Origin of the sequence: Streptomyces sp. NPDC017991 (assembly GCF_044328075.1) — a bacterium.
Lineage (GTDB): Bacteria > Actinomycetota > Actinomycetes > Streptomycetales > Streptomycetaceae > Streptomyces.
The window spans coordinates 928,052-949,856 of the sequence record NZ_JBIRGP010000001.1 but is presented as its reverse complement, the minus strand read 5'-3'; the positions used below and the strand labels follow the sequence as shown (position 1 = coordinate 949,856).

The 21,805-nt window shown below is 71.7% G+C and carries 16 protein-coding genes; 7 read left to right on the top strand and 9 right to left on the bottom strand.

Going from position 1 to position 21,805, the window contains the following annotated elements; translation table 11 throughout:
• Positions 1 to 79: 79 nt before the first annotated feature.
• A complete protein-coding gene (locus ACH4DZ_RS04105; protein WP_398285333.1) occupies positions 80 to 649 on the bottom strand; it encodes a hypothetical protein in 570 nt (189 codons plus the stop codon).
• A gap of 307 nt (positions 650 to 956) precedes the next feature.
• On the opposite strand from ACH4DZ_RS04105, the gene ACH4DZ_RS04100 reads away from it, so the two are divergent.
• Complete coding sequence (locus ACH4DZ_RS04100; protein ID WP_398285332.1) at positions 957 to 1,385, top strand: protease inhibitor; 429 nt, start codon at positions 957 to 959, stop codon at positions 1,383 to 1,385.
• Positions 1,386 to 1,724: 339 nt separating this feature from the next.
• Here ACH4DZ_RS04100 and ACH4DZ_RS04095 read toward each other — a convergent pair whose 3' ends face one another.
• Positions 1,725 to 2,192: an STAS domain-containing protein gene (locus tag ACH4DZ_RS04095; RefSeq protein ID WP_398285331.1), complete on the bottom strand. Its 468-nt coding sequence runs from the start codon at positions 2,190 to 2,192 to the stop codon at positions 1,725 to 1,727.
• Positions 2,193 to 2,452: 260 nt separating this feature from the next.
• On the opposite strand from ACH4DZ_RS04095, the gene ACH4DZ_RS04090 reads away from it, so the two are divergent.
• From ACH4DZ_RS04090 to ACH4DZ_RS04070, 5 genes are all read left to right on the top strand, one after another.
• A complete protein-coding gene (locus tag ACH4DZ_RS04090; RefSeq protein ID WP_398285330.1) occupies positions 2,453 to 2,926 on the top strand; it encodes a hypothetical protein in 474 nt (157 codons plus the stop codon).
• A gap of 51 nt (positions 2,927 to 2,977) precedes the next feature.
• A complete protein-coding gene (locus tag ACH4DZ_RS04085) occupies positions 2,978 to 3,511 on the top strand; it encodes a GNAT family N-acetyltransferase (protein WP_398285329.1) in 534 nt (177 codons plus the stop codon).
• Positions 3,512 to 3,581: 70 nt separating this feature from the next.
• Positions 3,582 to 5,081 carry an ABC transporter substrate-binding protein gene (locus ACH4DZ_RS04080; protein ID WP_398285328.1) on the top strand — a complete coding sequence of 500 codons (1,500 nt, stop codon included), beginning with the start codon at positions 3,582 to 3,584 and terminating at the stop codon, positions 5,079 to 5,081.
• Positions 5,082 to 5,153: 72 nt separating this feature from the next.
• Complete coding sequence (locus tag ACH4DZ_RS04075; protein WP_398285472.1) at positions 5,154 to 6,881, top strand: ABC transporter permease subunit; 1,728 nt, start codon at positions 5,154 to 5,156, stop codon at positions 6,879 to 6,881.
• Complete coding sequence (locus tag ACH4DZ_RS04070; protein WP_398285327.1) at positions 6,874 to 8,298, top strand: MDR family MFS transporter; 1,425 nt, start codon at positions 6,874 to 6,876, stop codon at positions 8,296 to 8,298. Before ACH4DZ_RS04075 ends, ACH4DZ_RS04070 begins: the two co-directional genes overlap by 8 nt.
• Before the next feature lie 38 nt (positions 8,299 to 8,336).
• Here ACH4DZ_RS04070 and ACH4DZ_RS04065 read toward each other — a convergent pair whose 3' ends face one another.
• The 6 genes from ACH4DZ_RS04065 to ACH4DZ_RS04040 all read right to left on the bottom strand — a co-directional run bounded on the left by ACH4DZ_RS04065 (position 8,337) and on the right by ACH4DZ_RS04040 (position 17,545).
• Complete coding sequence (locus ACH4DZ_RS04065; protein ID WP_398285326.1) at positions 8,337 to 9,845, bottom strand: MFS transporter; 1,509 nt, start codon at positions 9,843 to 9,845, stop codon at positions 8,337 to 8,339.
• Positions 9,846 to 10,024: 179 nt separating this feature from the next.
• Positions 10,025 to 12,793 carry an NHLP bacteriocin export ABC transporter permease/ATPase subunit gene (locus tag ACH4DZ_RS04060; protein WP_398285470.1) on the bottom strand — a complete coding sequence of 923 codons (2,769 nt, stop codon included), beginning with the start codon at positions 12,791 to 12,793 and terminating at the stop codon, positions 10,025 to 10,027.
• Positions 12,794 to 12,956: 163 nt separating this feature from the next.
• A complete protein-coding gene (locus ACH4DZ_RS04055; protein ID WP_398285469.1) occupies positions 12,957 to 15,173 on the bottom strand; it encodes an NHLP family bacteriocin export ABC transporter peptidase/permease/ATPase subunit in 2,217 nt (738 codons plus the stop codon).
• Positions 15,174 to 15,220: 47 nt separating this feature from the next.
• Positions 15,221 to 16,027: an HlyD family efflux transporter periplasmic adaptor subunit gene (locus ACH4DZ_RS04050; RefSeq protein ID WP_398285325.1), complete on the bottom strand. Its 807-nt coding sequence runs from the start codon at positions 16,025 to 16,027 to the stop codon at positions 15,221 to 15,223.
• 142 nt (positions 16,028 to 16,169) lie between these two features.
• Entirely contained in the window at positions 16,170 to 16,385 is a 216-nt protein-coding gene (locus tag ACH4DZ_RS04045) for a type A2 lantipeptide (RefSeq protein WP_398285324.1), read from the bottom strand.
• Positions 16,386 to 16,846: 461 nt separating this feature from the next.
• On the bottom strand, positions 16,847 to 17,545 hold the full coding sequence (locus tag ACH4DZ_RS04040; RefSeq protein ID WP_398285323.1) for a type 1 glutamine amidotransferase domain-containing protein: 699 nt from the start codon (positions 17,543 to 17,545) through the stop codon (positions 16,847 to 16,849).
• A gap of 508 nt (positions 17,546 to 18,053) precedes the next feature.
• Here ACH4DZ_RS04040 and ACH4DZ_RS04035 point away from each other — a divergent pair.
• Positions 18,054 to 19,373, top strand: a complete 1,320-nt coding sequence (locus ACH4DZ_RS04035) for a S1 family peptidase (RefSeq protein WP_398285322.1) — start codon at positions 18,054 to 18,056, stop codon at positions 19,371 to 19,373.
• 262 nt (positions 19,374 to 19,635) lie between these two features.
• Here ACH4DZ_RS04035 and ACH4DZ_RS04030 read toward each other — a convergent pair whose 3' ends face one another.
• On the bottom strand, positions 19,636 to 21,798 hold the full coding sequence (locus ACH4DZ_RS04030) for a SpoIIE family protein phosphatase (RefSeq protein WP_398285321.1): 2,163 nt from the start codon (positions 21,796 to 21,798) through the stop codon (positions 19,636 to 19,638).
• Positions 21,799 to 21,805 lie beyond the last annotated feature (7 nt).

The window sequence follows — 21,805 nt, the reverse complement described above, 5'->3', positions numbered from 1 at the left end:
TTACGGTTCAGGGTGGAGGAATGCGCCACCCTTGCTGGTTGCTGGTTGCTGGTTGCTGGTCGCCGGTCGCCGGTCGGGGTCAGCTGTCGTCGTCGTTGGCGGCCAACTTGTCCTCGGGGGCGGGGTCCGGCCCGTCGGGGCCCTGTGCGCGGACTCGCTGTACCTGCTCCAGGGAGTCCCGCAGCTCGGCGAGCCAGTCGTCGGTGTGGCGCTCGACGAGGCGTACGCACCATGCGAGGGCGTCGCTGCGGCTGCGGGCGACCCCGGCGGCGATCAGGGTGTCGAGCACCTGGCGCTGCGGCTGGCGCAGCCGCGTCATGACGGGGGCGGCGACATGGGTGAACAGGGCGCGCTCGCTCCCGCACTCGACACCCCAGGAGACCTTCTTCTGGAAGCGGTGCTCGGCGTCCCGGGCCACGGCCACGCGGGCGTCGCGGGTGCGCTCGCGGAAGTCCTGGATCCGGGAGGCGACGGCGGCCTCCCGTTCGGCGTCCGAGGCGCCCTCGGCGAGCCGGGGTTCGGGGATGCGGCCGATGACAGTGATCTCCTCACGGTCGGCCGTGACCTCGCCGAGGCTCTCGAAGAGGTCGTCGGGCAGTCGGCCGGCGAACCAGCCGCGCAATTTCTCGTGCTGTTCGGCTGTAATCATGTAATGACAATTACTCGATCTGCGGCGAGGCGCAAGAGGTCTGCGCTCAGCCCGAAGCGGAATGTTTCAGGCCTATTGCTGAGCAGGGGATATCCGGCCAGCGGGTCTCCGCGGCGACTTGGCGCCCGCTCAGTCCCAAGGGAGGCGTGTTCGATTTCCGTCACTTCACGCCACTGATTCAATACGCAAGGTTACTGAAACGCGTGGGGTCGACGTGTGTTTCCGCCGCGGAATCGGCAGACTCGCGCTCGCCGCACCGGCAACACCGAGCCGGTGCGGCGTTCGACCGAGCGGAAGGATGCACACAATGCCGAACACCGCGCGCTGGGCAGCGACGATCACCCTGACGGCCACCGCCGTCTGCGGTCCCCTGGCCGGGACCGCCCTCGCCACCCCTTCGCCGACCGCGCTCTACGCCCCCTCGTCCCTGGTGTTCACCACGGGCCACGGGGAGATCGCGGCCGAAGCCACACCTGAACGCGCGGTCACCCTGAACTGTGCGCCGACGGCCTCGGGGACCCACCCGGCCGCGGTCTCCGCCTGCGCCGAACTGCGCGCGGTGGGTGGGGACTTCCACGCCCTGCCGGCCAGAACCGACGTCCTGTGCACCCGTGAGTACGACCCCGTCGTCGTCACGGTCGACGGGGTCTGGCAGGGCAAGCGGATCTCCTACGAGCGCACCTTCTCCAACGAGTGCGTGAAGAACTCCTACGGGACGACCGTCTTCACGTACTGAAAGGGCCGGGGTCGCGCGGTCTTCCGAGTGCGTCGACGGAGGCCCGCGAACGCGGATGGGGAGTGCGAGCCCCGTCGCGGAGTGCCGCGTGACCTCGCGACAGGGGCCGGCGGAGAGACGGAGTGGGGCCGTCTCTCCGCCGGCCCTGGCGTGTCCGGCTTCATCGACGCCATTGACGCCATTGATGCCATCGACGGCATCGGCTTCGCTGCGGGGTGATGGCGCTCCGGGTCCCGACTTCGCGATGTCCGGGGCTCGGCCGCGCTCGGCGCCTGTCTTACACGGCTCGGACGGCTTGGACGGTTCGGACGGCTTGGGAAGGCGCCCCCGTGGCTCTCCTCAGTCCTCGGGGGCCGGAGGCGGCGCGGGAGGGAGTTCCGGCAGGGGCGGGAAGCGGCCCAGGAGGCCGCAGGCGCGTAACAGGCGGTGGACGCGCGGCTGGTCGGAGACCAGGCGGAGGGTGCCGCCGCGCTCTCTGGCCCGGCGTTCGGCCCGGCACAGCACCCGCAGCCCCGAGCAGTCGAAGAACTCGACCTCCCGGAGGTCCACCACGACCTGGGGCACTCCGACCGAGGTCAGGGCGTCGAGGTGCTCGCTCAGGGCGTCGGCCGTCGCCATGTCGATCTCGCCCAGCACCTCGACGACGGCGAACCCGGGGCCCGGGTAACTGTGCGCGTACGGATTCGCCGGGGGCGGCCGGAACCTCGCCGCGCTCTCGGGCCCGGGCTCCGCCGCGCCTGCGGGCCCGTGTTCCTCGGTGCAGCCCTCGGACGGTCCGGCGGCAGGGTCATGGGGTTGGGGTGGCATGTCGGCTCCACCTCGTACAGGGGCGGGCGTATTCGATCTCGGTTGTTACCCGTGGCGCGCCGGAACCATCCATACCGCGGTCAACGCAAGATCTAGTTCACTCGACCTAGTGAACTTCGGCTGTAGCCGTTGACTTTTGGTCTTTATGTTTGCCCAACCTGGCCTATTCATGGGGGTGTTGTCGACGTACAGTCGCCGTGCTGCCCCAGTCCCTGGCCGCACCACGCACTTTACGACTGTCTGGCCAAGGAGGGTTGGCGGTGGGAACGCCGGTACGCGCTTCCTCGGACGGGCCTGCGCTGCTCACCGAGCACGGGCTCATGGAACCTGTCCGGGAGATGGAGTTCACAGCCCATTTCGCGCGCCAGGACGGGGAGTTCGCGGCCCAGGCGGCCGCCGTGGCGGTGACGCAGGTCATCGACGCGCCGCTTTCGTTCGTCTCCCCGGTCCTCGACGCGGGCTGCTCCGCGAGCAGATGCCTGCTGGCGCGCAGCGCCGCCGACGCCTGTCGGATCGTCCTCACGGCGGACCCCTCGGGCATCACGGTCGCGGCCACCGACGACGTGGCGGTCCCGCTGGACGCCGGCGATCCGGCCGGCGCCAAGAACCTGCCGGTGCTCGCCGTCGTCGACGGACTGAACGTGCACCACGGCCCCGACGGGCATGTCTGGGTCGTGTGGAAGGGATCGTGGCGGCGGACCGGTCTGACCCCGGGCGGTCCCGTGCGGCCTTGATCCACCGGCCCCCGGGCGGACCCGTAGAGCCTTAATGCATATGATGCGCAAGTGCGCGACTACTGCATAAGAACGGCGACCCCCGACGACGTCGACGGCGCCCGCTCCGTGATGCTCGACACCGTGTACCGGGACTTCGGCACGGGGTACGTACCTCGCTGGCACCGGGACATCATCGACCTCCACGGTGCCTACGTCGCGCCCGCCCGCCACACCCTGCTGGTCGCGGTCGACGGGCGGGACGGCACGGTGGCCGCGACCGCCGCCCTCGACTCCCGCGGCCCGGCCCACCCGCCGAACCCGCGCCACGTGGCCGAGCGCTACCCCTCCGGCGAGACCGCCCAGCTGCGCCGGGTGTACGTCCGCCCCGAGGACCGCAGACAGGGCCTGGCCCGGCGGCTCGTCGCGGGACTGCTCGACTTCGCGGCGGCCGACGGCGGCTATCGCTCCGCCTATCTGCACACCGACCCGTCGGTGCCCGGCGCCGAGGCGTTCTGGCGCTCGCTGGGCAAGGCTGTCCACGACGAACGCGAGGGACCCGGCGGCGGCCAGGGAATCATCCACTTCGAAGTCCCCCTGCCCTGATTCGAAGTTCCCCTGCCCTTCTGACGCGGCCCCGCTCGCACCAGGCACCCCGCACCGAATGAAAGTGACCATGCTCCCTCTGCCACGCCGTCGCAGGTTCGTCGCCGGTCTGCTGCTCGCCCCCCTGCTCACCGGCTGTTTCGCCGCGGGCGGTGGCGACGACTCCTCCGACAGCACGGAGGGCGCCCGGCTGAAGGTCGCGCTCGCCTTCCCGCCCGCCGAGAACTTCTCCCCGTACGGTGCCGACGCCACCCTCCTCAGCAGGCTCGGTGTCACCGAGGGCCTGACCCGCCTCGACGCCAACGGCGTCGCCGCCCCCGCCCTCGCCGAGTCGTGGACCCGTGAGAACGACCGCGACTGGCTGTTCACCCTGCGGGACGCCGCCTTCCAGGACGGCACCGAGGTCACCCCGAAGGCCGTCGCCGCGGCCCTCACCCGCGCCGCGGGCGCCGACCCCGTGACCGCCGCCCTCTCCGGCGTCGAACTGACCGCCGAGGCCGCGGGCGGCGGCCGGGTACGCGTCACCACCGCCGACCCCGACCCGGTCCTGCCCTTGCGTCTGTCCAGCCCCGGCCTGGTGATCCTCTCGGCGAAGGCGTACGCGAAGAAGGACGCCGTCAGCCCCGTCGGCACCGCCACGGGACCCTTCGAACTCACCAGGACCACCGGCACCACCGCGGCCACCCTCGACCGCTTCGACGACTACTGGGGCGGCCGTGCCCAGGCATCGGGCGTCGACGCGAGGTTCATAGCCGACGGCACCGCCCGGACGAACGCGCTGCGCACCGGCGAGGCCGACATCGCCGAGGCCGTACCCGTCTCGCAGGCGGCCTCCCTCGACAAGGCGACCCGCCGCGAGACGGCCACCACCCGCACCACCAGCCTGCTGCTCAACACCGGCTCGGGTGCCTTCGAGGACGCGAAGACGCGGGCCGCCGCCCGCGAGGCGATCGACACCTCCGCTCTCGCCAAGGGCGTCTACGAGGGATACGCCGACGCCGGAGCCGGTGTCTACGGGCCCGCCCTCACCTGGGCGGCCGACAAGCGTCCGAAGCCGACCGGCCGGGCCGCGGCGGGCTCCGCCACCGGGAAGACGGTCACCGTGGCCACGTACGACAACCGGCCCGAACTGCCCGAGGTCGCCCAGGTGCTGAAGCAGCAGCTGGAGAAGGCCGGCTTCAGGGTGAAGCTGGAGGTGCGCGAGTACTCGCGGCTGGAGAGCGACGCGCTGGCCGGGAAGTTCGACGCGTTCGTGTCCGCCCGCAACACCATGCTCGACACCGGCGACCCGGTCTCCATCCTCGCCAGCGACTACACCTGCCAGGGCAGCTACAACCTGGCCCTCCTGTGCGACAGGACGGTCGACAAGGCCGTCGCCGAGGCAGCGTCGATCAGCGACACCGCGAAGCGGCAGGACGCGGCGACGACCGCCGAGGCGGCGATCCTCGGCACGGACGCCGTCGTGCCGCTGGTCCACCAGCGGATCATCACGGGCGTCGGTGCCGAGGTCAGCGGTGTGCTCCTCGACCCGTACGAGCGCGGCCTCGTCGGCGTCGGCACCCGGCGCTGACGGGCGGCGGCGCACGTGCTCAAGGCCGCCGTACGGACTTCCGTACGGGCCGCCCTTCGCGGTGGGGCGCCGGTGCTGCTCTGGCGCGCCGTCCTCGTCGCCACGCTGCTGTGCGGCGTAGGGCTGCTGCCGTGGCTCGCACGCACGGACCCGGCGCTCACCGTGCTCAGGGCGCGGTCCGCCGAGCGCACCGCGACCCCCGAGGTACTGGACGCGATCCGCGCGCAGCTCGGCCTGGACGCCGGGCCGGTGCGGCTGCTCGGCGACTGGCTCGGTGGACTGCCGCGCGGCGACGCGGGCCGGTCGTGGATCTCCGGCGCGGAGGTCATGCCGTCGGTCCTCCAGGCGCTCGGGGTCTCGCTGCTGCTGATGGGCGGGGCACTGATCGTCGCGGCGGTCACGGCGGCCGGCGTGTGCGCGCGGACCCTGCGGCTCGGGGCCGGCCGACGGCTCGACGAACGGCGCTCCGCGCGCACCGGATCGGCGTTCCTGGCCACCCTGCCCGACTTCCTGACCGCCTCGGTGCTCGCCTCCGTCATCGGCGTGCAGCTCGGCTGGCTGCCCGCCCTCGGCTGGTACGGCCCCCGGTGGATGGTGCTGCCCGCCCTCTCGCTCGGCCTGCCCGCGGGCGCGCTGCTCGGGCGGATGCTCGACGATCTGCTGCCGGGTGCCTTCGCCGAACCGTGGGCCCTGGCCGCCGTCGCGCGCGGCGTCCGCGGCCGGACCGTCGCACGGCAGGCGCTCCGCCGCTGTGTGCCCGGCCTGCTGCCGAACCTGGGACTCTTCGTCGTCGGGCTGACCGGCGGCGCGGTGGCCGTGGAACAGGTCTTCGACATCCCGGGGCTCGGCCGGCTCTCCCTCCAGGCCGCGGTGGCCCAGGATTTGCCCGTCCTCCAGGCCGGCACCCTGGCCCTCGTCGTGCTGGCGGCGGCGGTCGGCGGCCTCGCCCGTCTCACCGCGCGCCTTCTGATCGGTCCGGCCCTGCGCGACGGCGCGCTGCCCTCACTCCACCGCCCGACACCGTCCGGCCCCACGACACCGCCCCTGCTGTACGGGGGACTGCTGCTCGCCGTCGTGCTGGCGGGCCTTGCCCGCGACCCCCTTGAACTGGACACCACGGCCCGGCTCCGATCCCCGTCCTGGGCGCATCCCTTCGGCACGGACGCGCTGGGACGCGACGTCCTGGCCCGGGTCGGCCACGGAGCACTGGACACGCTGGCCCCGGCCGCCGCGGTCAGCGCCGCCGCGCTGCTCCTGGGCGTTCTGCTGGGGCTGCTCCCGCGGTTCTCCGGGTCGCTCGCCGACACGGTCAACGCGGTCCCGCCGGTCCTGGCGGCACTGCTGGTCACCGCGGTCGCGGGCAGCGGCCCCGCCACCCCGGCCCTCGCGGTGACCGCGGTCGCCTGGGCGCCCCTGGCAGCCCACACCTCGGCGCTGCTGCGCCAGGAGAAGGCCACCACCCACCTCGCGGCGACCCGCGGCCTCGGCGCGACCCCGCTGCAGCTCCTGCGCCACGAACTCCTCCCGGCCGTCCTGCCCCCGGTCCTGCGCCACGCCCTGCTCCGCCTGCCCGGGGTGGCCCTGTCCCTCGCGGCCCTGGGCTTCCTCGGCCTGGGCGCGCAACCACCGTCCCCGGAATGGGGCCTGCTCCTGTCCGAGAACCAGCCGTACGCGGAACGGGCGCCGTGGGCCTCACTGGCACCGGCCGCCGCACTCGCCCTCCTGGGGGCCGTCGCGGTCACGGCCGGCGGCGGGGTCGGACGGCCCCGGCCCCTGCGCGGACGGCGACGGCATGCCTGAGCCGAGTACACGCTCACGGGCGAAACCCCTCTCCTCCCTCCGCACCTTCACCTCCCTCTCCCCGCTGCTGCGCCTGCTCGTCCTCACCCAGCTCGCCTTCAACGTCGGCTTCTTCGCGGTCCTGCCCTTCCTCGCCGCCCACCTGGGCACGGCGATCGGCATGGCGGGCTGGCTGGTCGGGCTGGTCCTGGGACTGCGTACCTTCAGCCAGCAGGGGCTGTTCGTGGTGGGTGGCGCGCTGGCGGACCGGTACGGGGTGCGTCCGGTGGTGCTCGCCGGCTGCCTCCTGCGTATCGGGGGTTTCGGCTGGCTCGGGTACGCGGAAGCCACCTGGGCGGTCATCGGGGCCGTCCTCCTGATCGGTTTCGCCGCGGCGCTCTTCTCACCCGCGGTCGAGTCGGAGGTGGCCCGGCAGGCGGTGTGCCGGGAGGAGGCGGGGGAGGGCCCGCGGACACACGTACTGGCGCTGTTCACCGTGGCGGGGCAGGCCGGCGCGTTCGTCGGTCCGTTCGTCGGGGCCCTGCTCCTGGCCGTGGACTTCCGCACGGTCTGCCTCGCCGGGGCGGGAGTCTTCGTGCTCGTCCTGGCGGGCCACGTGTGGCTGCTGCCGCAGCGCATCCCCGGCAGGGCACGGATCCGTACCGGCGGCGGACTCCGCCGCCTGGCGCGCAACCGCGGCTTCCTGGCTCTGTGCTGTGCGTACGGCGCCTATCTGCTCGCCTACAACCAGCTGTACCAACTGCTGCCCGTGGAGGTGGAGCGCGTGGCGGGTTCACAGGCGCCGCTGGCCTGGCTGTTCGCGCTCTCCGCACTGCTGGTGGTGACGGCCCAGCTGCCCGTCACGCGCTGGGCGGGCGACCGTCTGGACCTGCGCCGGTCCATGACGACGGGGCTGCTGCTGATCTCGGCGGGGTTCGCGGTCGTGGCGGCGGCCCGCCCCGCGGCCTGGACGGGAATGGTGGGGCTCCTGCCCGTGGCCGGTTACGTGGTCCTGCTCACCCTGGGCCAGATGCTGATCGCGCCCGCGGCCCGAGCCTGGGTCCCCGACCTGGCCGAGAACGACAGACTGGGCCTCTACACGGGAGCCCTCTCGTCGATCTCAGGCCTGCTGGTCCTCCTGGGCAGCGCGGCCACAGGAACCCTCCTGGACACCAACCTCCCCCCGGCCATCCCCTGGCTGACCCTGGCGGCAATCCCGGCAACGGCGATAGCGCTACTACCAAACCCCCGGCCCGTAAGGGGCGCGGGGAACTGCGCGACCAGCCCCCACGCCGCCGCACCCAACAACGCACCATTCCGGGGCGCAGCCCCGCCTTCTAGGGGCGCGGGGAACTGCGCGACCAGCCCCCACGCCGCAGCAGACGAAAGCACACCCCCGGGAGGGGCCGCCCACAAAGAGGGGCCGCCGTCTCCCTGAAGACGGCGGCCCCTCGGCCTAACGGCGACGCGAACGCGTCACATGTGGACGACCGGCGCAGCGTCAGGATCCTGCTCCGGAACCCCGGGACGGAACAGCAGGAACGTAACCAGCGCCCCCGCCGCGAAGAACCCCGCCGACCACCAGAACGCGGTGGTGTAGCTCTCGATCGAGGACTGCGCCCGCACCAGCGGATCGGTCGCGTCCTTGCCGACCAGGAAGCTGGTCGCGGCGCTCGCGGCGAGCGTGTTGAGGAGCGCGGTACCGATGGAACCGCCCACCTGCTGCATGGTGTTGACCGTGGCCGAGGCCACCCCCGCGTCCTCCGCCGCGACCCCACTCGTGGCCAGGGCCATCGCGGGCGGCATCACGATGCCGAGCCCCGCGCCCATCAGCAGCAGCGGCGGCAGCACGGCGGTCGAGAAGGCGGAGTCGACGTCGATGGCGGTCAGCCAGACCATCGCCCCCGCGGCAAGCGCGAAGCCCGCCGGGATGACGGTCTTCGGTCCGATCCGCGGCACCAGGATCGTCGTGGACACCTGGGCCATGACCATCAGGGCGGCCATCATCGGCAGGAAGGCCACACCGGTCTTCGTCGGGCTGAAGCCCAGGTTCAGCTGCAGGTAGTAGGTGAGGAAGAGGAAGACACCGAACATGCCCGCACCGGTCACCAGGACGGCGATGAACGAGGCCGCGCGGGTGCGGTCCAGCAGGACGCGCATCGGCAGCAGCGGGTGCGCGGCACGGGTCTGCCACCAGCCGAACACCGCCAGGAGAACGCCGCCCGCCACCAGGAAGCCCCAGGTCAGTGCGGAGCCCCAGTCGTGGGTCTCGGCGTTGGAGAAGCCGTACACCACGGAGAAGAGACCGGCGGAGACCAGCAGCGCGCCCGGCAGGTCGAGCCTGGAGTTCGCGGCGTCACGGTGGTTGTTCAGCAGGATCCAGCCGCCCACGAACGCGGCGATGGCGAAGACGACGTTGACGTACAGCGTCCAGCGCCAGTCCAGCGCGTCGGTCAGCACACCGCCGAGCAGCAGCCCGAGCGCGCCACCAGCACCGGCGATCGCGCCGTACACGCTGAACGCCTTGGCGCGTTCCTTGGCGTCGGTGAACGTCGTGTTCAGCAGGGAGAGCGCGGCGGGTGCGAGGAGGGCGCCGAAGACACCCTGGAGGGCGCGCGCGACGACCAGCATCCCGAAGCTGTTGGCCGCGCCGCCGAGCACGGAGGCTCCGGCGAATCCCGCGACACCGATGAGGAAGGCGGGCTTGCGTCCGAAGAGGTCGGCGATCCGGCCGCCCAGCAGAAGCAGTGAGGCGAAGGCGAGCGCGTACGCCGTGACGATCCACTGGCGGTTGCCGTCGGTGAACCCGAGGTCCGCCTGCGCCGACGGCAGCGCGATGTTCACGATGGTGGCGTCCAGCACCACCATCAGCTGCGCGATACCGATGATCGCAAGGATCCACCACCGGTTCGCCGGGCGCGCCGCGCCGGGTGCGTCCGGGGCGCCCTTGCGGGCGTCCTCGGACAGGGTCTGTGTCTTGGGCATGGGAGCACTCCAGGGAAAGTTCGCTCGGCACTGGAAGTACGTAAACGAAACTGTTTCGTACTCTTCGAGGCTAGACCACTTTCATCGAAACGACAAAGTTTCGCTAGCGAGACGGACGTCACACGCGCGGCGGTCGACCCCGGCGGCCTGGCCCGGGTCCGGACGAGCGGTCCCGAGACCTACCGCATCTGCCGCCGCACCAGCTCGTGCAGCCGGCCGCCCGTGTCCGCGAGGAGTTGCGCGGGCGTACCCTGCTGGGCGATCCGGCCGTCCTCCATCACGATGACGCGGTCCGCGTCCATCACGGTGGACAGCCGGTGCGCGATCACCACGCGGGTCGCGTTGAGCGCGCGGGTGCTCTCGATGACCGTGCGCTGGGTCTCGTTGTCGAGCGCGCTGGTCGCCTCGTCGAAGAACAGGATGCGCGGACGGCGGATCAGGGCCTGGGCGATCATCAGCCGCTGGCGCTGGCCGCCGGAGACCGCGCCGCTGCCGGAGACGATCGTGTGCAGACCCATCGGCATACGCCTGATGTCGTCGGCGAGCCCCGCCATCTCCGCGGCGGCCATCGCCTCCTCGGGCGTGTAGGGCTCCGTTCCGCAGATGACGTCCAGGATCGAGCCGGTGAACGGCTGCGCGTGCTGGAGCACGACACCGCACTGGCGGCGGACGGCCGACTGGTCGAGGGCGGCCAGGTCCTGGCCGTCGTACAGCACACTGCCCGCGACCGGCTTGTCGAAGCCGATGAGCAGCCGCAGCAGCGTGGACTTGCCGCAGCCGCTGGGGCCGACGACCGCCACGAACTCGCCGGGCCGGATCGCGAAGGACAGGTCGTCCAGGACCAGCGGCCCGTCGTCGGTGTACCGGAAGGACAGCTTCTTCGCCTCGATGGCCCCGGACAGCTCGGCGGGGCGCGTGCTCGCCACCCGCACCTCCGGCTCGGCGTCGAGAACCGGCTTGATCTCCTCGAACATCGGCAGCGCGGCCACCATCGAGACGAAGGAGCCCGTCAGCTGGGTGACCGAGGTCAGCAGCATGGTCATCGAGGTGTTGAAGGTGAGGAAGGCGGCGGCCGACAGCGTTCCGCGAGCCGGTCCCGCCAGCAGCATGAACATGATGAGCGAGCAGAGCGGCAGGTACACCGAGCCCAGCACGGTCGTCAGGTTCTTGATCCGGCCCACCCGCTGCTGGAGTTCACGGCTGCGGGCGAACTCGCCCGCCCAGGCCGCGTACGCGTAGTTCTCCGCCGCCGCGACCCGCAGCTTCGGCAGCCCGCGCAGGGTCTGGAAGGCCTGGTTGTTGAGCTTGTTGCTCAGCACGATCAGCCGGCGCTGCCAGCGCACCTGCCACAGCCCGAGCCCGAGGAACACCCCGGCGATCACCACGAGCATGCCGATCGCGGCGAGCGCCATCGGAACGCTGAACCAGAACAGCAGCCCGAGATTCATCGCGCCGACCGTGACCGACTGGACCACCACCGGGCCCAGGCCCGCCATCATGCGGCGGATGGCGCTGATGCCCATGGCCGCACTGGCCAGTTCACCGGTGGAGCGCGAGGTGAAGAACTTCGTGGGCAGCCGCAGCAGCCGGTCCCACACGGCCGGCTGGAGCGTGGCCTCGATCCGGCCCTCCAGACGCAGCATGGTGAGGTTCTGCATCAGCATGAACGCCGACGACACCACACCGGCGATCATGATGGCCAGACAGATCTGGACGATCAGGCTCTCCTGCGCCTTCGGCACGAACTCGCCCAGCACCTTGCCGGTCGCGACCGGCACCAGCGCGCCGAGCGCCACCGTCACCAGACCGCTGAGCGCGAGATTGCGCATGTCCCCACCGGTGCCCCGGAGGCTGAACCGCAGGAGCCGCAGGGGGGTCAGTCCCCGGTCGGGCAGCGGCCGGTAGAACATCACCGCACGCGGCTCGAACTCCGCCGCGTTCGCCTTCTCCACCGGCGTCTCCCGGCCGCTCGAAGGATGCACCGCCACATAACCGCCGCGCCGCCACAGCAGGGCGGTCGGCGCGCCCGAGGCGACCCGGTGTCCGACGAGAGGGCCGACGTTGTCGTGCCACCAGCGCCCGTCGAGACGGACGGCACGCGCCCGGACGCGGGACGCCAGCGCGATCCGCTCCACCGGGTCGAGACGGTCGCTCTCCGAGCCGCCCTGCGCGGGGTCGGCGAGGGTGATCCCGGCCGCGCGGGCGACGAGCCCGCACGCCGCGTACGTGGCATCCGCGTCTGCCCCGCCGGGACCTCGGCCCGAGCGCTTGGATATGGAGGCGAGCAGTGTGCGGTCGGCCTGCGCGCGGACCGCCTCGCCCGCCTTGATGCCCGCGGCCGTCCGCGTCTCGTGGGTGCGCTCCAGCTGCTCGATCCAGCGGTCGAGCGTCGCCAGCAGCCGGTACTGCTGGTCGACCATCGTCTGCCACATCGCCGGGTCGACCAGCAGGTCCGCCGCGGCCTCGGCGCCGTACAGGGAGCCGTACCGCACACTCCCCGGCGGTACCTGCGTCCACAGGATGTCGTCGTCGGTGAGGGCCGCGCCCCGCTCGGTCGCGAGCGGCGCCTCGAAGAGGATGGCGAGGCCCCGGCCGACACCGAGGGAGAGGGCGTACTCCAGGGGGCTGGTCGACGGAGGTACGTACTGCGGGGTGCCGTACGCGTCGTACGTCCAGGTCTCCGTCTGCGGCGGCCGGTGCAGCTCGCGCAGCTCGATACGGCGCAGGACGCACTCGCGCAGGGGCCGGCCGACGAGCGTGTGCTGGGGTCCGGCGACCGGACCGAGCAGCAGCGAGCCCGTTTCGAGACGGCCGAGGTGGTGCCAGTGGCCCTGCTGGGCCGCGTCCACGGCGAACAGGTCCATGGCCCCGGCCGCGACGAGCCACAGGACGTGCGGTCCTTCGAGGTCCAGGCGGTTCAGGCCCGAGCCGTCGACCGGGACGCCCATGCCCCCGAGCGCGGTGAGCACGTAGTCGCCCTCGGCGCCGGGCTGTCCGTACTGCTCGGGCGGCTGATACCGCCCGGCGGGCTGCTGCTGTTCGTTCTGCGGGTACGCGTTCTGCTGGTACTCGTGCTGCTGGTACTCGTTCTGCGGGTACGCGGACGTCATCTCATCGCTCCCTGACCAGGTCGGCGTACGCGCCGCCGGCCGCCACCAGGGCGTCGTGGCGCCCGCGTTCCACGACCGTGCCGTGCTGGAGCACCACGATCTCGTCGCTGTCGCGCACGGTGCTGAGCCGGTGCGCGATGACCACGCAGGCACAGCCGCGCCTGCGCAGGTTGTCCATCACGACCTGCTCGGTCTCGGCGTCCAGCGCGCTCGTCACCTCGTCGAGCACCAGGATGCTGGGCCTGCGGACCAGCGCCCGCGCGATCTCCAGGCGTTGCCGTTGCCCGCCGGAGAAGTTGCGCCCGTCCTGCTCGACCCGGCTCTGGATGCCGCCCGGGCGGCGCGTCACCACGTCGTACAGCGCCGCGTCCCGCAGCGCTTCGACCACCGCCTCGTCCGGGACCGACGGGTCCCACAGGGCGATGTTGTCGCGGACCGTGCCCTCGAAGAGGAACACGTCCTGGTCGACGAAGGAGACGGAGGACGCGAGCGCGCCGCGCGGGATGTCCTCCAGCCACTGTCCGTCGATCCGGATCACCCCCTCCCAGGGCGCGTACAGGCCCGAGATCAGCCTGGACACCGTCGACTTGCCGCTGCCGGAACCGCCGACCAGGGCCACCTGCCGGCCCGGGCCGACCGTCAGTGAGAACCCGGACAGCAGCGGCTTGTCGAGCGGGCTGTAGCCGAAGGTGATGTTCTCCAGCTCCACATGGCCCTGCAGCCTGCGGGTGCTGTCGTTCGCGCCGCGCCGCGAGTAGAGCGGGTCGGCGGCGAAGTTCTCGACGTCCTTCAGCCGTGCCACGTCGGCCGCGAAGTCCTGGATGCGGCCCGCCACACCGTTGAGACGGGTGATCGGCGCGGTGAAGCGGGTCACCAGTGCCTGGAACGCGACGAGCAGCCCGACGGAGATGTGTCCCTCCACGGCCCGCATCCCGCCGATCCACAGGATCAGGGCGCTGTTGAGGGTCGCGAGCGTCGGCGCCACGACCCCCAGCCAGGCGCTCGGCACGCCGAGGCGCTGCTGCTCCTCCAGCGTGGTGGCGTGCTGCCCCGCCCACTTGCGGAAGTAGCCGTCCTCGCCGCCGGTCGCCTTCATCGTCTCGATCAACTGGAGTCCGGTGTAGGCCGTGTTGGTCAGCCGCGCGCTGTCGGCCCGCAGCTTCGCCGTGCGCGTCGCCCGCAGCCGGATCACGACCCGCATCGCCACCACGTTGAGCAGGGCGACCCCGACGCCCACCGCCGTGAGCTGCGGATCGTAGGTGTAGAGCAGTACGGCGTACAGGACCACGACGACCGCGTCCACGCCCGCCGCCGCGAGGTCCCGGGCCAGTGTCTCGGCCACCGCGTCGTTGGACTGGAGCCGCTGCACGAGGTCGGCCGGGCTGCGCTGGGAGAAGAACGTGACCGGCAGCCGCAGCAGATGCCGGAGGAACTTGGCGCTGCTGAGCGTCGAGGAGATCAGCCGGCCGCGCAGCAGGTTCGCCTGCTGCAGCCAGGTCAGTACCACCGTCAGCAGCACACTCGCGCCCATCGACGCGAACAGCACCCCGAGCAGCGAGGTCTGTCCGCCGATCAGGAACATGTCGATGTACGTACGGCTGAGCGCGGGCACGGCGGCGCCGACCGCCACCAGCAGCAGGCTGGCCAGCACGGCTGCGGGCATGGTGCCCGAGGTGCCGCGCAGCCGGGCGGGCATCGCGCCCATGACGCCGGGCCTGCGGCCGCCCTTCTCGAAGTCCGGACCCGGTTCCAGGACGAGCACGACCCCCGTGAAACCGGTGTCGAAGTCCTCCATGGAGAGGAAACGCCGGCCCTTGGCAGGGTCGTTGACGTGTACCCCGCGCCGGCCCAGCCGGCGTCCGATCCCGTCGAGGACGACGTAGTGGTTGAACTCCCAGAACAGGATCGCCGGCGCCTGCACCTCGGCGAGCGCGGCCGTGTCCATCTGCATGCCCTTGGCCGTCAGGCCGTAACTGCGGGCCGCCTTCAGCAGGTTGCTGGCCCGCGAGCCGTCTCGCGAGACACCGCAGGCGATGCGCAGTTCCTCCAGCGGGATGTGCCGCCCGTGGTGGGCGAGGACCATCGCGAGGGAGGCGGCACCGCACTCCACGGCCTCCATCTGGAGGACGGTGGGCGTACGGGCCCGTCCGCCCCGGCCCTTGGGGACCTTGCGCTTCGGCGGCGCCGAGCGGCGTCGGCCCCGTACGGGCGGCGGCAGTTCGGCTCCGGTGGTGTGCGTGGCGGACGAGGTGTCCTGGGGCGCGGTCACGGCAGCAGCCAATCGATCGGGCGCTGGTCGTCCAGGCGGATCGAGCCGGACGCCATGGCCATGGAGTCGAGCCGGAACGGCGGTCCCTGCGCGGACGACCACTTGTAGCCGGACTCCGTGCCGGACGAGGTGTCGAGCCGGACGAGGACGGCCACCGGCCTGCCCTTCTTGGTGAACTGCTCGCCCAGCTGGCTGTCGCCGAGGAAGGCGGCGATCTGCTGCGGTGACTGGGCGGCCCGGTCGACCGACTTCACATGGCCGCGCAGCACCCCGTACTCCTGGGTCGGCACGGACTGGACGGTCAGGTCGACGGCGGCGTTCGCGGGGATCGTCGCGGCGTTCTCGGCGGGCACGTACACCGTCGCGTACAGGGGGTCGTCGGCGTCGGCGACCTTCTCCACCGCGGCGACGTTCGTGCCGGTGCTGATGATCGCGCCGATCGTCGCGGCGAGCCCGGAGACCCGGCCGGCGGCGACGCTGCGTACGACCGTCTCGCCCTTGGCCGTACGGACCTTGAGGACGGGGGCGTTCGCCCTGATCCGGCGGCCCTGCTCGGTGAGGACCGCGGTGACCTGGCCGGAGACAGGGCTTTGCAGGAGGTAACTGCCCTGCCCGTGCGTGAGGATGGCGGGCGCGCTCACCGTGGACGCCACGGAGCCCGTCACGGCCCAGACCGACGCGGCCGCCATGACGGCGACCGTCACGCACAGCACGAGCCAGCCCTGGGGGCGGGCGAAGCGCACCGGCAGGTCGAGCTCCTCGGGCGACTGCAGTTTGGCGAGGGCCTGTTGGCGGAACTGCACGGAATTCTCACCTGCGAGTGACTGATGGCGCGTCCCGAAGGCGAACCGAGCCGGAGAACAAAAGAAAGGGGCAGAACCCGTGAGTCCCGGAACCGGGGAACGGTTCCGGGACTCACGGCACGCTAAGCGATCACAGAAGTGATCAGAGACCGGCGACCAGGCCGGTGACCGGGGCGGTGTTCAGGCCGGTCGCGCCCTCGACGGTGCCCACGACGGTGTCGACCAGGCCGGAGACCGGGGCGATGCCGTCGACCACACCGGTGACGGTGCTGACGGCGTTCAGCGCGAGGCCACCCGAGACGTTGTCGAGGTCGGCGTCGGAGATCTCGGCGGTCTGGACCTGGGGGGTGGAGTTCATGATGAACTTCCCTTCCTATTGATATTCACAAGGGGGGAGCGGCCCCCTCTGGGGACAGATGGTCGGCCGCGACCGCGAGCGCCCGGATGCCGAAACCGAAATCCGAAGAGCGGCCCCCGCGGTGCAATGGATCAAAGCACGGTGCCGCGTCGCTCATCCAATCAACGGGCCATGCGATCTGGGCATTTTCGAGCCGGATCGGTTCAACCGTGCAGGCCTGCGCACCGCGTGGTGGCGACTTCTTCACATGACCCCGGGGGTCATCCACATCTCGGCAACACAAGGCGGAACCTGAATCGGGCACACCTCGCCAATGACGCGGCACGCGGCGATCCGTTGTGCGGATTCGCCGCGTGCCGTGACTCCACTGCGTATTCGATGTGCAGATTTGCTGAAGCCAGGATTCCGATCCGGCCGATGGGCTTTCCGTCACCGATCGATCACTGAAAGTGACCGTTCTGTCATCGGTCGAGTTTCCTGAGGAGCTCGGCCGCGAGCGGCGCGGAGGAGGCGGGGTTCTGGCAGGTGACGAGGTTGCGGTCGACGACCACGTACGGGGCCCACGGTTCGCCCTCCTGGAAGTCGGCGCCGATCTCCACCAGGCGGTCCTGGAGCAGCCACTTGGCCTTGTCCGCGAACCCGGCCTCGGTCTCCTCGATGTTGGTGAACCCCGTCAGGCGGTAGCCGGCGAAGGCGTTGCCGCCGTCCTCCCTGTCGGCGGCCAGCAGCGCGGACGGGGCGTGGCAGACCACACCGAGCGGCTTCCCCGAGTCCAGGGCGCGGGTGAGGAGGCGTCCCGAGTCGGCGTCGACCGCGAGGTCCTCCATGGGTCCGTGGCCGCCGGGGTAGTAGACGGCCGCGTACGCGTCGAGGTCCACGTCCGCCAGGCGGATCGGACGCCGCAGCTCGTCGAACGAGGCGAGGGTGGCGGCGACCCTGGCCGCGCCCTCCTGTCCGCCGTTCAGTTCGGGGGCCAGGCTGCCCTTGTCCACGGTCGGTGTGACACCGCCCGGGGTGGCCACGACGATCTCGTGGCCGGCGGCCTTGAAGGCCTCGTACGGAGCGACGGCCTCTTCCGCCCAGAATCCGGTCGGGTGCTTCGTGCCGTCCGCGAGAGTCCAGAAATCGGCACCGGTCACTACGAAAAGAATCTTCGACATGTATCGAAGGTAGGTCTATGGGACACAGAGTTCCAATGGGGGACCAATGGGGGGATCCCCGGGGATGTATTGAGGGTGTCGGATTTCCTGTGACGTCACGGGAACGGGCCCGAATGCGCCCGAATGAACCGGCGCGGCCGGAGGGCCATGTGGCCGTATTCCGGTCACTTTCGCGCTTTCACCCGCGGAGCCCTGATCAAGGCCCCGATCAAGGCGTCGATCAAGGCGTCGTTCGGGGCGCTCCCGTGTCGCCGAAAGATTCGAGCGCGGAGGGGGCGACGCCGTCCCTGGGGAGCCGGTCCGCATCTGTGGTGGTCAGCGTCCTGGGGCGTTGGTCCCCGCCACCGGGGCCCGTGCCTCCGGCGCGGCCGATTCGCGCTTTCGCAAAGGAAGTTGCGCGAGAGCGTTGAACGCCCCACGTGCCGCCTGCGTATCAACAGCCATCCAGGCGCCCGCAGTCAGCCGTCATCCGGCGGCTCGGACCCCCAGTCCCCAGGAGGTCAAGAAGTTGAGTCACAAGCGGATACCGAAGCGCAAGGCCGTCATAGCCGCAGGAGGCGTGGTCGCGCTCGGCGCGGCGGCACTCATCCTGCCCAACGCGATGGCGTCCCAGACCGATGCGACGGAAGGTGCCGCCCCCAGAACGCTGAAGGCCGCGGACGCGTCTGACCTCGCCTCTCAACTGGCCGAACTGCTCGGTGAAGACTATGCCGGTGGGTATTACGACTCCGGCAAGCAGCAGCTCATCATCAACGTCGTGGGCGACAACAACAACATCATCCTGGCGGAGAAGAAGGGCGCGGTGGTCCGCCAGGTCGAGAACAGCACCGCCGAACTCAAGACGGCGTCGCAGACGCTGAAGGCCGACGCGACCATCCCCGGCACCTCCTGGGCCGTCGACCCGCGGACGAACAAGATCCAGGTGACCGCCGACAGCACCGTCACAGGTGCGAAGTGGGACCAGCTGGAGTCGACCGTCCAGACGCTCGGCGCGGGCGTGGCGACCATCAAGAAGTCCGCCGGTGAGTTCAAGACGTTCGTCGAGGGCGGCGACGCCATCTTCGGCGGCGGCGCGCGCTGTTCGCTCGGTTTCAACGTCGTCGCCGACGACGGCAGCCCGGCCTTCCTGACCGCGGGCCACTGCGGTGTCGCCGCCGCCGAGTGGTCGGACGCGCAGGACGGCGCGCCGATCGGCACGGTCGAGACGGCCACGTTCCCCGGTGCCGGTGACTTCGCCCTGGTCAAGTACGACGACCCGGCGACCGTGGCTCCCAGCACGGTGAACACCGGCGAGCAGACCGTGGAGATCCTGGCCGCGGCGGATGCCGCGGTCGGCGAGACGGTCATCCGGATGGGCAGCACCACCGGTCTCAACGACGGTGAGGTCACGGGCCTCGACGCCACCGTGAACTATCCGGAGGGCACGGTCACCGGCCTCATCCAGACCAACGTCTGTGCCGAGCCCGGCGACAGCGGCGGCTCGCTGTTCACCGCGGAGGGCAGCGCGATCGGCCTGACCTCGGGCGGCAGCGGTGACTGCACGGTCGGCGGCGAGACCTTCTTCCAGCCGGTGACCACTGCGCTGACGGCGGTGGGCGCGACGCTCGGCGCCGGCGAAGAGGCCGGCGCCGGTGAGGAAGCGGGCGCCGGGGAAGAGGCGGGCGCCGGTGAAGAGGCCGGTGCGGGTGAAGAAGCGGGCGCCGGTGAGGAAGCCGGTGCCGGTGGTGCCGCGGTCGGCGGCGAAGCCGTCGGTGGCGAGGAGCAGGCCGGCGATGCCGGTGACCAGGCGGGCGACGTTGCGGACGACGGTTCGGCTCACGACCAGTGAGTTGACCGTGGGTCAGTAGCGGTGCCGTTCGGAGCGGCCCGGTCCTCCGGCGGGAGGATCGGGCCGCTCCGTGTTGCGTACGGCCGGCTCCTACGGGGGTACAGCCGGCTCCTACGGGTGTACGGGGGTCCGGGCGGTTCGGTGTCCGCGGGCGCGTCGTGGCTGGTCGCGCAGTTCCCCGCGCCCCTGGGGGGGCACTGCGCGGGGCACGTCGCGTCGTCTGCGGGCCGGTGGGGGCCGGTCGCGCAGTTCCCCGTGCCCCTCATGGGGTGGGCTTCGCCCGGAGGAGGAGCAGGGCCACATCGTCCAGGCGTTGGTCCGCCGTGCCGCTGTGGTGGACGAGGCTGTCCGCCACCTCGTCCAGGGGGCGGTCGCCGATCTCGGCGAGGAGTTCCGCGAGGCCCGCCAGCGCGTCCTCGATGTCGACGCCGCGGGACTCGATCAGCCCGTCGGTGTAGAGGGCGAGCAGCGAGCCGGGCGGCAGCGCCACGTCGGTCGTCGGGTAGACGGCGTCCGCGTCGATGCCCAGCAGCGGACCGCCCGCCAGGTCGAGCACCCGCACCTTGCCGTCCGGCCTCCTCAGAAGGGGCGGCGGGTGCCCCGCGCGGGCCATCACCAGCTGCCCGTGCGCCGGGTCCAGGCGCAGATAGACACAGCTCGCGAACAGCTCGGTGCCCAGGTCGATCAGCAGCCGGTTGGTGCTGCTCATGACCTCACCCGGCGACTGGCCCACGGTCGTGTAGGCGCGTACGGCGGTACGGATCTGTCCCATCAGGCCCGCCGCGGTGACGTTGTGCCCCTGCACGTCCCCGATCACCGCGGCGGCCTCCGCCGTCTCCTGCGCGCCCGTCGGAACCAGGTCGTAGAAGTCCCCGCCGATCTCCATGCCCTGGGTGGCGGGCAGATAGCGGGCCGCCGCCTCGATGCCGGGCAGCGACGGCAGCGAGTGGGGCAGCAGCGCGGCCTGCAGGCCGTGTGCCAGCTTGTGCTTGGCGTCGTACAGGCGGGCCCGGTCGAGCGCCTGCGCGACGAGCCCGCTGAGACTGGTCAGCACGGCACGCTCGTCGGCCGGGAACGGATGGGGCGCCGCGTACGCGAGGACGCAGGTGCCGACCGGCCGTCCGGACGCGATGAGCGGCAGATACGCCCAGGCCGCCATGTCACCGGCCGGCCGCTGGTCCGGATAGAGACGCGCCAGCTCCTGGCCGGAGGCGAAGAAGGCCGGCACACCGCTCACCAGGGCGTGCGTGCCCGGCGAGGGCTCGCTGAGCTGCATCCCGTCGAACCGTTCCAGCTCCCGCGGGTCCGGGTAGCCGCGCTGTCCCAGGACATGCAGCCGGCCCGCCTCCGAGCCGAGCATCACCAGCCCCTGGCTGCCGACGGCGGGCGCGATCTCGTCGGCGACCAGCTGGACCACGTCCTGCACACCCACCGCCTGCGTGAGCGCCCCGGCCAGGCTCAGCACCTGCGAGATGGAGACGAGGCGGGTACCGGTCTCCCCGTGCTGGAATGCCGCACGGCCCTCCCGCGCCACGGCCCGGGCCCGGGTGATGCGCACGCTCAGCCCGTTCGTACTGGGGTAGAGGCGGAACGACAGCCACTCCGAGGGCGGCCGCAGCGCCACGAACGACGTCACCTGCTGGCTGAGCAGAGCGGCACGGTAGCGGTCCTCGTACACCGGGTCGTTCAGCCAGGGCACGGACGCCCACAGCTGGGTGCCCAGCAGGGCGCTGACCGGCAGCCCCAGCAGCTCGGCCGACGCCGCGTTGGCGAAGGTGATCCGCCCCCGCAGATCCAGCGCGCACAACCCGTACGGCAGACGTGCCACCATCCGCGACGCCTCGACCGTGCCGAGCGTCCCCGCCACGCTCGCGAGGGGCGCCGGCGAGAGCAGGTCGGGCTCGGGCCGGATCTGCCGGCCTGTCTCGCGGGCGCGCTCCAGCCGCATCGCGAGCCGGTCGCAGGCGGCCGTCAGATGGTCCCGCTCCCAGTCCGACAGCTCCCCGGGATGCGCGCCCGGCCAGGTCACGAAGATCGCCCCGTACGTGGCCCGGTCCGTCGCCACCGGCAGCGCGGCCAGCGCGAACGGATACGGCAGGACCACCGAGATCCGCGGATAGCGCCGGGCCATGTCCTGCTCGCCGCCCACCCACACGAGCCGCCGGTGGCGCGCGGCCTCCGCCACCGGGACCGGCGCGCTCAGGCCCAGCCGCTCCCAGGGAGCCGCGAACGCCCTGGGCAGCCCGGCCATCACCGCCATCTCCAGCACGGGTTCGCCCGGGGTCAGCAGGTACACCGCGCCCGAGTGCGCGTGCACGTCGTCCATGAGCGCGGCCAGTGTCAGGGAGAGCAACGGTCGGCCGACCGGAGCCGGAGCGGCCCGGGACGGCTGCCCGGACGCCTGCCAATGGGACACACCGACCACCTCCCTC